Here is a 13,888-nt window from a genome sequence, read left to right as displayed (position 1 = left end):
ACTCCGCTGATAATAAAATCAGGAAATTGCTTTTTTTTGGATGTCACAAACCCCACCAGTCCGGTTACTGGCTATGAGCAGGATTTGTCAGGGCGAGCGCTGTTGGCTACAGGCGAATGCCTGTACGAGCAAGATTCAGGAAGACCTGTATGCGAAAGCGCCCGTAGTCGGAAGACTACCGGGCATTAAAGAAGTGAAAGTCAAAACTATTGCGGTGGGCAAACATCATGATGTGTGTTGTCCGCCTTATGTGGGGCATAGTTCGGCTGTTGTTTTCCATTTCGTGTACCTTCATGAATTGAGTGAAAGCATGGTTATTTTATCCATGAATGAGTAGTAATCTGTGAAGATGATCAATAAAAGGCGATATTCTCAGAAATAAATAGTCACTGGTTATGCATACCGCAAGACGATATGCTGAATTGTTTGTTTGTTGTAAATAAAATGTGTTGAATAATGATTTAAATGAAGGTGGTTAGCCTTTTTTTATTATTCTTTTATGACAAAAAAGAGAGGCGGAGAGAATTAAGGGGGAGAGGGGATTTATGCTGTGAATAATTATTCACAGCATAAAGCGATAGCCGATGCCGGTTTCCGTTAATAAATGCTGTGGGCGCGCGGGATCCATTTCCAGCTTCTGGCGCAGGTGCCCCATATATATGCGCAAATAATGACTATGTTCAACCGCATTCGGTCCCCAGACCTGGCTGAGCAGCTGACGCTGAGTGAGAACCTTGCCGTGATTATTCAGCAACACCGCCAGCAGGCGGAACTCTATCGGGGTCAGATGGATCTCTTCATCGCCGCGGACGATTCGGCGGTTCGCCAGGTCGACCTGGGTATTGGAAAAGGTATACAGCGGCTGGTTCTGTTCGCTGCCGCCGTAACGGCGTAGCGCCACGCGCAGCCGCGCCTGCAGTTCGCCAATCCCGAAGGGCTTACTGAGATAGTCGTCGGCACCGGCGTCGAGGGCGGTGATTTTGTCGGTCTCTTCCGCGCGGGCCGACAGCACGATAATCGGCACCTGGCTCCACTGGCGAAAATCGCGGATGAAGTCAATGCCGTCGCCATCCGGCAGGCCGAGATCGAGAATCACCAGGTCCGGTTTGCGGGTCGCGGCCTCCAGCAGGCCGCGCTGGAGGGTTTCCGCCTCGTGAACGCGCAGGCCGTCGCCTTCCAGCGCGCTGCGCAGAAGCCGGCGAATGGCCTGTTCATCTTCAATAATTAATACGTTAATCACGTTTCCTCAGGCAGGTCGTCGAGGGTTGGCGGCGCCTCCAGCGGCAGGGTCACCGTAAAGCTGGCGCCGCCTTCCGGGCGGTTATGCGCCGACAGCGTGCCGCCGTGAACGTCCACAATGGCCTGGCAGATAGCCAGCCCCAGCCCAACGCCGGGAATGGCTGATTCTTTATGGCCCCTGGCGAATTTATCAAAAATAGACTGCTCCTTACCAGCAGGAATACCGGGACCGTTGTCCCAGACGTCCAGCTGAAGCTGTTCATCCTGATGGGTCGCGGTAATGCCGATTTGCGCCTTCGTTCCGGCGTACTTGACCGCGTTTTCCAGCAGGTTGATCAGCACGCGCTCAAACAGCGGGCCGTCCACATGAATCAGCGCCAGCGGATCGCCAAGGTGGAGTTCGATATGCCGCCCGCCGAGCCCAGGCTCCAGCGTGCGAATTGCGCTGCCGACCACCTCTTCGAGCGTCAGCCACTCCTTGCGTAAATTAAAGCCACCGGACTGAATCCGCGCCATATCCAGCAGATTATTCACCAGCCGCGTGGTGTTAAGCACATGCTGGCGGATTTCGTTGGCCTGCGGCGCATGTTTTGAACCTTCGCTTGCCAGATCAAGCGTCAGGATTTCGGCCTGGCCGAACAGGACGGTGAGCGGCGTGCGCAGATCGTGCGACAGCGCCGCCAGCAGGGAGTTGCGAATGCTCTCGCGTTCGCTGGCGAGCCGTGCCTGCTCTTCGCTGGTGGTGAGCGCCAGCCTGTCGAGGGCGCTTGCCACCAGCAGGGTGCAGGTTTCCAGCAGGCGCTGCTGTTCGGGGATCATCAGCTGGCGCAGGTTGCCCGGCTCCACCACGATCACGCCCAGGGTTTTCTCCGCCGTTTTCAGCGGCAGAATCAGGTACGGCACGCCGGGCAGGGTGTCGGTGCCCGCGCCGGCGGGCTGGCCCTTGTCGTAGCTCCAGCGAACGATGGCCTCATCCCACGGCGTGATGCCGTTGCCGGAGGTCAGCGCGGCGAGATGGCCGCTGGCGTTGGGCAGCAGGACCTGACTGCGGGCGTAAAAGGTCGACTGGATAAACTGCTCGCTGGTGCGGGCGATATCCTGCTCGCTGCGGCCGATGGCCAGCGCCTTTGACATCTCATACAGATGGCGGGTGCGCTGCTCGCGGTAGCGGGCGATACGCGCCTGGTAGCGGACGCCCGCCGTCAGGTTACCGATGATCAGGCCGACGGTAAGCATGACCGCAAATGTCAGCACATACTGAATATCCGAGACGGCAAGCGTGCCGCGCGGGGCGATAAAAAACAGGTCAAAGCTGATGACGTTGATCACCGTCGCCAGCACCGACGGCCAGCGGCCGTAAAACAGGGCGACGATCACCACGCCAAGCAGGTACAGCATCACCAGGTTGACGGTGGCGAAGGCGACCAAAAAGTTGCTGGCGACAAGGGTGATTAACGCGCAGAGCGCCACCGCCACCGCGCAGCCGCGGACCTGCACCCGCCAGCGGTCCATCCACGGACGCGCGTCGTTGCCGCGGTTGACCGGCGGCGCGGGCGCATCCTCCAGCGCGACGATCACTAAATCAAGGTCCGGCGCGCGCCGGGCGAGGCGATCGGCAAACGATTCCCGGCTCCACCAGTGACGCTGCGCGCGGCGGCCGATAATAATTTTGCCGAGGTTGTGCTCGCGGGCGTAGCGCAGTATCGCTTTGTCTTCCGCCGGGTCGGAGAGGGTGGCGGTTTCCGCGCCCAGCTCCTGCGCCAGACGCAGAGCGCTGAGAATGCTGCGCCGCTGGTGCTCCGGCAGGCGGTGTAGCCCCGGCGTTTCAACATACACGGCGTGCCACACGCTGCCGAATTTGGCGGCCAGCCGCGCGGCGGTACGCACCAGCTTTTCATTGCCGCTGCTGTGGCCGACGCAGAGTAAAATGGCGTCGCGGGTGTGCCAGACGCGCTCCTCGCCCTGGCCGCGCCACTCGCGCATTTGGTCGTCGACGCGGTCGGCGGTGCGCCTTAGCGCCAGCTCGCGCAGCGCGATCAGGTTGCCTTTACGGAAGAAGTGCTCAATAGCCCGCTCCGCCTGGCCGCCAATGTAAACTTTCCCTTCGTGCAGGCGCTGGCGAAGATCGTCAGGGGGGAGGTCGACCAGCACGATTTCATCGGCGGCGTCAAAGAACGGGTCGGGCACCGTTTCGCGCACCTTAATACCGGTGACGCCGCTGACCACGTCGTTCAGGCTTTCCAGGTGCTGGACGTTGACGGTGGTAAAGACGTCGATCCCGGCTTCCAGTAGTTCTTCGACGTCCTGCCAGCGCTTCGGGTGGCGGGAGCCGGGGGCGTTGGTGTGCGCCAGCTCGTCCATCAGGATCAGCGCCGGACGGCGGGCGAGAGCGGCATCAAGGTCAAACTCTTCGACAATGCGTCGGCGATGGTGAATCCGTTTTCGCGGCTGTGTCGCCAGCCCGTCGAGCAGGGCGGCGGTCTCCTGACGGCCGTGGGTTTCGACCACACCTATCAGGATATCGAGCCCCTGCGCCCGCAGCCGCTGCGCTTCGCTGAGCATGGCGTAGGTTTTCCCTACGCCCGCACAGGCGCCAAAGAAGACTTTCAGTTTACCCCGGTGCCAGCCGGAGGTTTGCTCCAGCAGGCGGTCAGGGTCCGGGCGAAGAGGCTCGTCGGTCATTATGTATCCTGAGTTTATTTCAGCGCATCAAGTGCCATATTCAGCTCAACAATATTCACCACCGGCAGGCCGATAATGCTGACCAGCGGCTTTTGCGTATGCTCCGCGACCAGCTTGCTCAGCGCATCCACCGACATCTGGCGCGCGGCGGCCACGCGGGGGATTTGCCAGGCGACCGCCTGCGGCGACAGGCTGTAGTCGAGGCCGCTGGCGGAGGTGGTGACCAGCTCCACCGGCACGGCGCTGTCGGCCTGCGGATTCGCTTTACGCAGCTGCTCCACGCGGGCGGCAACCTCTTTATCCAGCTCCGGATTGCTGGCGGCTAAGTTGCTACCGCCGGATGCTTCTGGATTATAGGGACTATTTGCCGTCGCGGAAGGGCGTCCGTGGAAATATCCTGCGGCGTCAAAGTTTTGTCCAATCAGCAGCGAGCCGCGGATCGTATTGTCTTCCCGGATTAACGAGCCGTTTGCCTGATCGTTAAACCACCATTGCCCGAGGGCGGTGGTGACCAGCGGGTACAGTCCGCCGGTGACCAGCGTCAGAAAAACCAGAATGACCAGAGCAGGGCGTAACATCGCCATTTTCAATTTCCTCTTACACCAGACCAAACAGCGTCAACAGCAGGTCGATAAGCTTGATACCGACAAACGGCACCAGCAGACCGCCCAGACCATAAATCCACAGGTTGCGGCGCAGCATGGCGGCCGCCGACAGCGGCTTGTAGCTCACGCCTTTGAGCGCCAGCGGGATCAGAAACACGATAATCAGCGCGTTAAAAATGACCGCGCTCAGGATGGCGGAAGCCGGTGAGTGCAGGTGCATCACGTTCAGGGCGTTCAGCTGCGGATAGGTTGCCGCGAACGCCGCCGGAATGATGGCGAAATACTTCGCCACGTCGTTGGCGATACTGAACGTGGTCAGCGAACCGCGGGTCATCAGCATCTGTTTGCCGATGTGCACCACCTCAATCAGCTTGGTCGGGTTGGAGTCGAGATCGACCATGTTCCCGGCCTCTTTCGCCGCCTGGGTCCCGGAGTTCATCGCCACCGCGACGTCGGCCTGCGCCAGCGCCGGAGCATCGTTGGTGCCGTCGCCGGTCATCGCCACCAGCCGGCCTTCCGACTGATACTGGCGGATCAGTGCCAGCTTGGCTTCCGGCGTTGCTTCGGCGAGGAAGTCGTCGACCCCGGCTTCGGCGGCAATGGCCGCGGCGGTCAGGCGGTTGTCCCCGGTGATCATCACCGTTTTAATGCCCATTTTACGCAGCTGGGCGAAGCGCTCTTTTATGCCGCCTTTAACGATATCCTTCAGCGCGATAACGCCCAGCACCATAGCGCCCTCGACGACAACCAGCGGCGTGCCGCCCTGACGGGCGACGCTTTCCACCAGCGTGTCCACCTGCGGCGGAAAGTGGCCGCCGTTGGCCTCGACGTGGCGGCGAATGGCGTCAACGGAACCCTTGCGGATCATCCGGTTATGCACGTTGATGCCGCTCATGCGGGTCTGCGCGGTGAAGGGGACGAAGGTGGCCTGCAGCTCCTGAACGTCGCGCACGCGGATATTAAAGCGCTGTTTGGCCAGCACCACGATGCTGCGGCCTTCCGGCGTTTCATCGGCAAGCGAGGCCAGCTGCGCGGCGTCGGCCAGCGTTCTTTCCTCCACGCCGGGAGCGGGCAGGAAATCGGAGGCCTGGCGGTTGCCAAGGGTAATGGTGCCGGTTTTGTCGAGCAGCAGGACGTCAACGTCGCCTGCGGCCTCAACGGCGCGGCCGCTGGTGGCGATAACGTTCGCGCCGAGCATGCGGCTCATCCCCGCCACGCCGATGGCCGACAGCAGGCCGCCGATGGTGGTTGGGATCAGGCACACCAGCAGCGCCACCAGCACCGTGACGCTGACCGCTGCGCCGCCGTACGCCGAGAACGGCCACAGGGTCGCGGTCGCCAGCAGAAAGACGATAGTCAGGGCGACCAGCAGAATGGTCAGCGCGATTTCGTTTGGCGTTTTGCGACGCTGCGCGCCTTCCACCATGGCGATCATCCGGTCAAGGAAGGTCTCGCCGGGGTTGACGCTACAGCGGATCACCAGCCAGTCGGAGAGAATACGGGTCCCGCCGGTCACCGAGGCGAAATCGCCGCCGGATTCACGGATAACCGGCGCTGATTCACCGGTAATGGCGCTTTCGTCCACCGATGCGCCGCCCTCGATAACTTCGCCGTCGCAGGGGATAATATCGCCCGCTTCGACCAGCACGATATCGCCTTTGCGCAGATCTTCAGACGGCACATGGTCGATTTGCGCGTCATGCTGCGGCGCGCGCAGCTTACGGGCGAACGACGTTTTCTTAACCCCTTTCAGGCTGTTGGCCTGCGCCTTGCTGCGGCCCTCCGCCAGCGCTTCAGCGAAGTTGGCGAACAGTACGGTAAACCACAGCCAGATGCTGATTGCGGCGGTGAAACCCGCGCTGCCGGGCAGGTGGCCGGTCGCCATGGCGACGGACAGCCCGGTCGTCAGCACGCTGCCTATCCAGACGATGAACATCACCGGGTTATGCCACTGCACGTCCGGGCTCAGTTTTTTCACGGCATCCATCAGGGCCTGACGAACCAGCGACGGTTCGAACAGAGCCAGTTGCTTGCGACTCATAACGCGTCTCCAGCCGATTTACAGTAAAGAAAGGTGTTCCGCGACCGGGCCAAGCGCCAGGGCGGGAATAAAGGTTAGCGCGCCGACCAGAATCACGGTGCCGATCAGCAGGCCGATGAACAGCGGGCCAAAGGTCGGCAGGGTGCCGGGGCTTGCGGGCTGGATTTTTTTACCCACCAGCGAACCGGCGATCGCCAGCACCGGTACGATCACGCCAAAGCGGCCAACGAACATGCAGAACGCCAGCAGGCAGTTCCAGAACGGCGTATTTGCGCTCAGACCTGCAAAGGCGCTGCCGTTGTTGTTCGCTGCGGAAGACACCGCGTACAGCACTTCGCTAAAGCCGTGAATGCCCGGGTTGAAGATCCCGGCGCGTCCGGCATCGGTCATCATGGCAAGCGCGGTGCCGATCAGCACCAGCGACGGGGTGATAAGAATAGCCAGCGCGGTCATTTTCATTTCGCGCACGTCGATTTTCTTACCGAGGTACTCCGGCGTGCGGCCGATCATCAGCCCGGCGATAAACACCGCCAGCAGCACGAACAGCAGCATGCCGTACAGGCCGGAGCCAACGCCGCCGAAGACCACTTCGCCAATCTGCATCAGCCACATCGGCACCATACCGCCCAGCGCGGTAAAGGAGTCATGCATGGCGTTCACCGCGCCGCAGGAGGCCGCAGTGGTAATCACCGCAAACAGGCTGCTTTGCAGAATGCCGAACCGGCTCTCTTTACCTTCCATATTGGCGGCGCTGTCGGCGCCAAGCTGCAGGAAGTGCGGGTTGCCCTGCAGCTCCGCCCACATCACCACGGCGGCGCAGATGACGAAGATTATCGACATCGCCCACAGGATAGCGCGACCCTGGCGGCGGTCATTGACCGCATCGCCAAAGGCAAAGCAGAGCGCCGTCGGGATCAGGAAAATCGCCAGCATCTGCACAAAGTTGGTCAGCGCCGTTGGGTTTTCAAAGGGGTGGCTGGAGTTGGCGTTGAAGAAACCGCCGCCGTTGGTGCCCAGCATCTTGATAGCCTCCTGCGAAGCGACCGGCCCCATCGGCAGCAGCCCTTTTGCCCCTTCGAGCGAGGTGAAATGCTGGTAGGGCAGGAAGTTTTGCAGTGTGCCCTGTTGGATCATCAGCAGCGCGATCAGCAGCGAGATAGGCACGAGGATCCACAGCGTGATGCGGATGATGTCCATCCATGCGTTGCCCAGCGTGCTGGCGCTGTTGCGGGCGAAACCGCGGATCAGCGCGAAGACCACGGCAATGCCGGTGGCGGCGGACAGGAAGTTCTGTACGGCGAGCCCCGCCATCTGGCTGAAGTAGCTCAGGGTGGTTTCACCGCTGTAGGCCTGCCAGTTGGTGTTGCTGACGAAGCTCACGGCGGTGTTCAGCGCCAGATCCCAGGGCAGGCCGGGGAAACCCTGCGGGTTCAGCGGCAGTACGCCCTGAAACGCCAGCATCAGAAACAGCAGCACGAGGCCGGCGAGGTTAAGCAGCAAAAGCGCCAGCAGGTACTGGCGCCAGTTCATCTCCTCACGCGAAACGCCCAGCACGCGCCATAAGCCGTTTTCGACGGCGGCGGTGCCCGGCAGCGGCGCGTTGTTAATCATCTTCGCCAGCCCCAGGCCCAGAGGGCGGGCAAGAACGAAAAGCACCAGCAGAAAACCGGCGATTAATAAAAATGCCTGGGCAGCCATCAGAAGGCCTCCGCATTAATCAGGGCGTAAACCAGATAGCCCAACAACAGGAAAACCAGCACGATACCGGTTATTACGCCTGCGCTCACAGTCCACCTCCAGGTGTTTGATGATGTACAGAAAAGGTAGGTTTTTCGGTGCAAAGATTTCGCAAAAAACGGGGAGCGGGGTGTAAAAAAAATATAAAAATGGCGAAAAGCCATTAATTAACTAATGGTTAGTATTAATTTAACTTTTATGTAACTCAATTACGGAAAGTAGTGTAAAGAACCGGTAAATGGGTGAAAAATAGTGGTCGGATGAGTAGTAAAATTACGGCCAAAGCGGTACTATTTTAGGCAGATAACTTTTACCGGTGCGCTTCACCGGTCGAGTAAAAGGGGGAGACCAAGATGACTCTGTATAAAGACTATCCTGCACACGTCGTATTCGCGCGCCGCGTATTCGCGGTAGTAGCGGGCATCGTGGCGCTGCCGGTGATGCTGTTCTGGAAAGACCGCGCGCGTTTTTACAGCTACCTGCACCGGGTGTGGGCGAAAACCAGCGAAAAACCGGTGTGGATGGATCAGGCTGAGAAAGCCACCTGTGATTTTTACTAATCCCGCAGCAACCATAAAAAACCGCCTGCGTTAAACGAGGCGGTATGTTCACTCGCCCGTCATTGTGCGGTCGAGTCGCGTTAAGGCCGCCCTGTGCGGCCTTTTCCATTTCCGGGCGACTACACTTCTTTATAGATCTGAAAGGAGTGGGTATGAGCGAGAAAATCCCCGTGGGCATCAGTGCCTGTTTATTGGGAGAGAAAGTCCGTTTTGATGGGGGCCACAGGCGGTTCCCCTTTGCGGTGGAGGAACTTTCTCCCTGGGTGGCGTTTGAGCCGGTGTGCCCGGAAATGGCGATAGGGTTGCCAGTGCCTCGTCCCGCCTTACGCCTGGTGAAGGGGGAGTCCGGGGAGATGGAGCTACGTTTTAGCGATAAACGTGAAGGCGAACTCAGCTCCGCCATGCGCGAGTTTACCCACAAACGTATTGCCCGCTTTGAGCACCTTTGCGGCTATATCGTCTGCGCTAAGTCACCGAGCTGCGGTATGGAGCGAGTTCGGGTTTATGACGCAAAGAGTCATAACAACCGTAAATCCGGGCGGGGTATTTATACCGAAATATTGATGCAGACCTATCCCTGGCTCCCTGTCGAAGAAGATGGGCGATTGCACGATCCGGTGCTTCGCGAAAATTTTGTCGAACGGATTTACGCGCTCCACGAGCTGCACGTTCTGCGGGAACGCGGCCTGACGCGGGGAGAGCTTGTCGCTTTTCACAGTCGTTACAAACTTCTGCTGCTGGCGCATTCCCAGCCGCTTTATCGGGAACTCGGGCGCTTTGTGGCGGCGATGAGCGAATGGTCCTCTCTGGCGGATTATTTTACGGAATACCGTTTACGCCTGATGGCGTTGATGGCGCATCCGGCAACGCGCCGCAATCACACCAACGTGTTGATGCATGTCCAGGGATACTTCCGCAACCAGCTCAACAGCCGTCAGCGTCAGGAGCTGGCTAATCTTATCGACCGCTACCGACAGGGGACGCAGCCGCTGCTTGCGCCCGTCACGTTGTTAAAACACTATATGGCTGAATTTCCTGATGCTTATCTGGCGGGGCAGCGCTATTTCGACCCGTGGCCGGAGGCTTTACGTTTACGATACGAACACTAACGGGAGAGTGATGACCACGCATCTGGTCTGGTTCCGCGCCGACTTACGGCTGCATGACAACCTCGCCCTTGCGGCGGCGTGCCGCGATAGCTATGCGAAGGTACTGGCCCTGTTCATTGCCACGCCAGGGCAGTGGCGGCAGCACCGCATGGCCCCCCGTCAGGCAGCGTATATTCAGGCGCAGCTTAATGATTTACAGCGAAATCTGGCAGACAAGGGCATTCCATTGCTGTTGCGGGAAGCGGAGGATTTCGCCGCGTCGGCACAGGTAATCCGGCAGGTCTGCAATGAGCATAAGGTCAGCTCGCTTTATTACAACTATCAGTACGAACTCAATGAACGCAGGCGAGATGCGCGGGTGGAAAAAGCGCTGAAAGACGTCCTTTGCCAGGGGTTTGACGACAGCGTGATGCTGGCGCCCGGCAGCGTGATGACCGGCGACAGGCAGATGTATAAGGTGTTTACGCCGTTCAAAAATGCGTACTTAAAGCGACTGAAAGAGGGTTTGCCGGAGTGCGTACGGGCACCTTCAGTCCGGGAAGAGGGCGCTATCAAGGTCTGTCAACCTCTTAAGCTTAATTATCCGCAGACGCCTTTCGACCCGGATTTATTTCCGGCAGATGAGAAAAGCGCCATCGCCCGGCTCCGGCAATTTTGCCAGCAACAGGCGGCGGAATATGAACAGAAACGAGACTTCCCGGCAATGGAAGGGACCAGCCGTTTATCTTGCTGCCTGACCGTAGGCGTCCTTTCGCCACGTCAGTGTTTGCGCCGTTTACTGGCTGAGTGCTCCGGTGCGTTGGAGGGCGGAGCCGGGAGCGTCTGGCTGAATGAGCTTATCTGGCGTGAATTTTATCGCCATTTAATGACTTTTCACCCTGAGCTTTGTCGTTTCAAACCGTTTATCAAATGGACTGATAACGTGAAATGGTGTGAGGATCACACCCGGCTTAACGCCTGGCAGCGGGGACAAACGGGCTACCCGATTGTCGATGCCGCCATGCGCCAGCTGAATGACACCGGGTGGATGCACAATCGTCTGCGGATGATTGTTGCCAGCTTCCTGGTCAAAGATCTGCTGATTGACTGGCGGGAAGGGGAGCGTTATTTCATGTCGCAGCTGGTGGATGGCGATCTTGCCGCGAACAACGGCGGCTGGCAGTGGGCGGCGTCCACCGGTACCGATGCGGCGCCCTATTTTCGGATTTTCAACCCGACGACGCAGGGCGAAAAATTCGACAAGCAGGGCGAATTTATTCGTCGTTGGTTGCCTGAACTGAAAGATGTGCCGGACAAGGCGCTGCATTCGCCGTGGCAGTGGGCTGACAAGGAAGGGGGGACGATTGATTATCCGCGCCCGATTGTCGATCACCCGCAGGCGCGGCTGGAGACCCTGGCGGCCTATGAGGCCGCCAGGAAAGGTTAAGAGGCCAGCGCCAGGCGGCGGGCTTTCTTAATACGCATCGTCTGGACCAGCCAGATAACCAGCACCATGCCAACGCAGGCGAGCGCCCCCCAGGTAATCTGGCTGAACACGTCGATGTAGGCGTTGATGGAGTAGTTGATGGCGCCCGCGGCATCGAACGCGCCCTGCGAGGTCTGGTCGGCGATAACCCCGGCGACGTAGTTGGCGATAGCGCCCGACAGCAGCATGTAGATCCCGGTCAGCACCCCGGTTACGCCCGGGATCTCAATACGGGTGATCTGCGCCATGGCGACCGGGTCGATGAACAGCTCCGCAAAGCCCATTACCGCCAGCCCCAGCACCATCAGCGGCATAGAGGACTGGCCGTGCGCCGCTGACCAGCGGGCGCTGAAGGTCAGAATGCAGAAGCCTGCGCTCATCAGACCCAGCCCCAGGGCATATTTTCCCCAGATGCGCACCGCGCGGTTGCCCGCCACGCCCTCTTTCACCACCCATGCCAGCACCACGCCGCACAGCATTACGGCGAAGCCGTTGATCGACTGGAACATGGCGGTTGGGACTTCATATCCCATGATATCGCGGTTCACAAAGCGGTCGATATAGAGGCTAATCGAGCTGCCGCCCTGCTGGGCGAAGGCCCAGAACAGCAGGCTAAAGAAGGTCAGTACGACGATAAGCCCCAGCTCTTTACGCTGCTTCTGGTTTTGCGCCTGCCGGTAGATTTTCGCCAGCACGGCAAGGCCGATGAGGGTTGCGACGATCAGCGCATACACCGACCACTCTTGCCAGAACAGAACGGCGATAACCACCGGCGAGACCAGCAGCAGCACCAGCAGCCAGCCCCAGACCGGCAGCGCGAATTGCTTACTGCACAGCACGGCCTTGTTGACGCCGGCGGTGTGGCTGAAGTGGCGATTGCCGCAGAGGAAAATCACCAGTCCGGCGAGCATCCCCACGGCGGCCAGCGCAAAGCCCATCGCCCAGCTGTACTCCTCCTGAACATAGCCGCAGGCGATTGGCGCAATAATCGAGCCGACGTTGCCTGCGGCGTACATCAGCGAGAATCCGCCGTCGCGGCGCGGGTCGGTCGGCTCATACAGCTCGCCCAGCAGGCAGCTGACGTTGGATTTAAATAATCCATAACCGCAGACAATGATTGCCAGCGAGAGGTAGAGGAAAGCGGCGGACATTTCGCTGGCGCCGAGCACCAGATGACCGATGACCATCAGCAGCGCTCCGAGCATCACCGCCATGCGGTTGCCGAGCACCTTATCGGCAAGATAGCCGCCGAGGATTGGCGTGACGTACACCAGCGAACAGTAGGCGCTGAACAGCGCGTAGGCATGGGTATCGTTGTATTTCAGCTGGTTGGTTAAATACAGAATCAGCAGGGCACGCATGCCGTAGAAGCTAAAGTATTCCCAGATTTGCAGCGCGACGACGTAGTAGATAGCGCGGGGTTGTGACGATGGTGTCTTCATTTCGTTCTCTGTCTTGCCAGTAGCGCGGAAGATAATCATTCCGCATTATTCATTTCTTTTATGCTATCCATGGTCTTTGTGCATCAATGCTTCATTAATATGCTGTCCTTTTGCATAAATATACACGAATATCCTGTGAGGTGGTAAGCCTTTTACGGCGTCATCGTCAACCCGCCGCTGCGGACCTTTACGGCGGGGATCGGCGTCCGGTTGACGGAAAGCTGTGATATTCTTAAAGGATTATTTCCCGGCAGGAGCGACGATGAAAAATAGCGAACTGGAACAATTGATTAATGACAAACTCAACAGTGCGGCCATCAGCGATTTTGCGCCAAACGGCCTGCAGGTTGAGGGCAGAGCAGAAATTCAAAAAATCGTCACCGGCGTCACCGCAAGCCAGGCGCTGCTGGATGAGGCCGTGCGTCAGCAGGCCGATGCGGTGATCGTGCATCACGGCTACTTCTGGAAAAACGAATCGCCGGTGATCCGCGGAATGAAGCGTAACCGTTTGAAAACGCTGCTGGCGAACGATATCAATCTCTACGGCTGGCACCTGCCGCTGGACGCGCATCCTGAGCTTGGCAATAACGCCCAACTGGCGGCGCTGCTGGGCCTTAACGTACGCGGCGAGATTGAGCCGCTGCTGCCGTGGGGCGAGCTTTCCATGCCGGTGTCCGGCCTTGAGCTGGCATCGTGGATTGAGGCGCGGCTGGGACGCAAACCGCTGTGGTGCGGCGATACCGGGCCGGATAAGGTTTCCCGCGTGGCGTGGTGTACCGGCGGCGGACAGAGCTTTATCGACAGCGCCGCCCGTTTCGGCGTTGACGCGTTCATTACCGGCGAAGTGTCGGAGCAGACCATCCACTCGGCGCGCGAGCAGGGTTTGCATTTCTATGCGGCAGGTCATCACGCCACGGAGCGGGGCGGGATCCGCGCCCTCAGCGAATGGCTGCAGGAGACGACCGATCTTGACGTGACCTTTATCGATATTCCTAATCCAGCCTGATA

12 protein-coding genes are annotated in these 13,888 nt (G+C 59.2%); 4 read left to right on the top strand and 8 right to left on the bottom strand.

Features of this window, described 5'->3' with window-relative positions; translation table 11 throughout:
* Nucleotides 1-175: 175 nt before the first annotated feature.
* From speFL to kdpF, 7 genes are all read right to left on the bottom strand, one after another.
* Nucleotides 176-280: a leader peptide SpeFL gene (gene speFL / locus ENTCL_RS23765; RefSeq protein WP_114149115.1), complete on the bottom strand. Its 105-nt coding sequence runs from the start codon at nucleotides 278-280 to the stop codon at nucleotides 176-178.
* 282 nt (nucleotides 281-562) lie between these two features.
* Nucleotides 563-1,240 (bottom strand): two-component system response regulator KdpE, encoded by a 678-nt coding sequence (kdpE, locus tag ENTCL_RS15535; RefSeq protein WP_013367099.1) that lies wholly within the window; start codon nucleotides 1,238-1,240, stop codon nucleotides 563-565.
* Nucleotides 1,237-3,921 (bottom strand): two-component system sensor histidine kinase KdpD, encoded by a 2,685-nt coding sequence (gene kdpD, locus ENTCL_RS15530; protein WP_013367098.1) that lies wholly within the window; start codon nucleotides 3,919-3,921, stop codon nucleotides 1,237-1,239. Before kdpD ends, kdpE begins: the two co-directional genes overlap by 4 nt.
* A gap of 14 nt (nucleotides 3,922-3,935) precedes the next feature.
* Nucleotides 3,936-4,505, bottom strand: a complete 570-nt coding sequence (gene kdpC / locus ENTCL_RS15525) for a potassium-transporting ATPase subunit KdpC (RefSeq protein WP_013367097.1) — start codon at nucleotides 4,503-4,505, stop codon at nucleotides 3,936-3,938.
* 13 nt (nucleotides 4,506-4,518) lie between these two features.
* Nucleotides 4,519-6,567 (bottom strand): potassium-transporting ATPase subunit KdpB, encoded by a 2,049-nt coding sequence (gene kdpB, locus ENTCL_RS15520; RefSeq protein WP_013367096.1) that lies wholly within the window; start codon nucleotides 6,565-6,567, stop codon nucleotides 4,519-4,521.
* Between the two features lie 18 nt (nucleotides 6,568-6,585).
* The gene (kdpA, locus tag ENTCL_RS15515; RefSeq protein WP_013367095.1) at nucleotides 6,586-8,265 is read right to left on the bottom strand and encodes a potassium-transporting ATPase subunit KdpA; all 1,680 of its coding nucleotides are present in this window, start codon (nucleotides 8,263-8,265) and stop codon (nucleotides 6,586-6,588) included.
* On the bottom strand, nucleotides 8,265-8,354 hold the full coding sequence (kdpF, locus tag ENTCL_RS15510) for a K(+)-transporting ATPase subunit F (RefSeq protein ID WP_001670793.1): 90 nt from the start codon (nucleotides 8,352-8,354) through the stop codon (nucleotides 8,265-8,267). The genes kdpA and kdpF overlap by 1 nt, the downstream gene beginning before the upstream one ends.
* A gap of 303 nt (nucleotides 8,355-8,657) precedes the next feature.
* Between kdpF and ENTCL_RS15505 the strand changes: the two genes are divergently transcribed.
* The 3 genes from ENTCL_RS15505 (at nucleotide 8,658) to phrB (ending at nucleotide 11,399) form a co-directional block, all read left to right on the top strand.
* Entirely contained in the window at nucleotides 8,658-8,864 is a 207-nt protein-coding gene (locus ENTCL_RS15505; protein WP_013367094.1) for a YbfA family protein, read from the top strand.
* Between the two features lie 152 nt (nucleotides 8,865-9,016).
* Nucleotides 9,017-9,973: a YbgA family protein gene (locus tag ENTCL_RS15500; protein WP_013367093.1), complete on the top strand. Its 957-nt coding sequence runs from the start codon at nucleotides 9,017-9,019 to the stop codon at nucleotides 9,971-9,973.
* 10 nt (nucleotides 9,974-9,983) lie between these two features.
* Entirely contained in the window at nucleotides 9,984-11,399 is a 1,416-nt protein-coding gene (gene phrB / locus ENTCL_RS15495; RefSeq protein WP_013367092.1) for a deoxyribodipyrimidine photo-lyase, read from the top strand.
* On the opposite strand, the gene dtpD is transcribed toward phrB, so the two are convergent.
* Nucleotides 11,396-12,880 (bottom strand): dipeptide permease DtpD, encoded by a 1,485-nt coding sequence (dtpD, locus tag ENTCL_RS15490; RefSeq protein WP_013367091.1) that lies wholly within the window; start codon nucleotides 12,878-12,880, stop codon nucleotides 11,396-11,398. The genes phrB and dtpD overlap by 4 nt on opposite strands.
* Nucleotides 12,881-13,142: 262 nt before the next feature.
* Between dtpD and ENTCL_RS15485 the strand changes: the two genes are divergently transcribed.
* Nucleotides 13,143-13,886, top strand: coding sequence for a type 2 GTP cyclohydrolase I (locus ENTCL_RS15485; protein WP_013367090.1), 744 nt, complete (start codon nucleotides 13,143-13,145; stop codon nucleotides 13,884-13,886).
* The last annotated feature ends 2 nt before the right edge of the window (nucleotides 13,887-13,888 follow it).

Source organism: [Enterobacter] lignolyticus SCF1, from assembly GCF_000164865.1.
GTDB classification, from domain to species: domain Bacteria; phylum Pseudomonadota; class Gammaproteobacteria; order Enterobacterales; family Enterobacteriaceae; genus Enterobacter_B; species Enterobacter_B lignolyticus.
This window is presented reverse-complemented; position numbering and strand designations above follow the sequence as displayed.

Coding starts and splice junctions, on each gene's coding strand:
- kdpB (WP_013367096.1), bottom strand. CDS start 6,567: ATGAGTCGCAAGCAACTGGCTCTGTTCGAACCGTCGCTGGTTCGTCAG.
- phrB (WP_013367092.1), top strand. CDS start 9,984: ATGACCACGCATCTGGTCTGGTTCCGCGCCGACTTACGGCTGCATGAC.
- kdpC (WP_013367097.1), bottom strand. CDS start 4,505: ATGGCGATGTTACGCCCTGCTCTGGTCATTCTGGTTTTTCTGACGCTG.
- ENTCL_RS15485 (WP_013367090.1), top strand. CDS start 13,143: ATGAAAAATAGCGAACTGGAACAATTGATTAATGACAAACTCAACAGT.
- kdpD (WP_013367098.1), bottom strand. CDS start 3,921: ATGACCGACGAGCCTCTTCGCCCGGACCCTGACCGCCTGCTGGAGCAA.
- kdpA (WP_013367095.1), bottom strand. CDS start 8,265: ATGGCTGCCCAGGCATTTTTATTAATCGCCGGTTTTCTGCTGGTGCTT.
- ENTCL_RS15505 (WP_013367094.1), top strand. CDS start 8,658: ATGACTCTGTATAAAGACTATCCTGCACACGTCGTATTCGCGCGCCGC.
- ENTCL_RS15500 (WP_013367093.1), top strand. CDS start 9,017: ATGAGCGAGAAAATCCCCGTGGGCATCAGTGCCTGTTTATTGGGAGAG.
- speFL (WP_114149115.1), bottom strand. CDS start 280: ATGGAAAACAACAGCCGAACTATGCCCCACATAAGGCGGACAACACAC.
- dtpD (WP_013367091.1), bottom strand. CDS start 12,880: ATGAAGACACCATCGTCACAACCCCGCGCTATCTACTACGTCGTCGCG.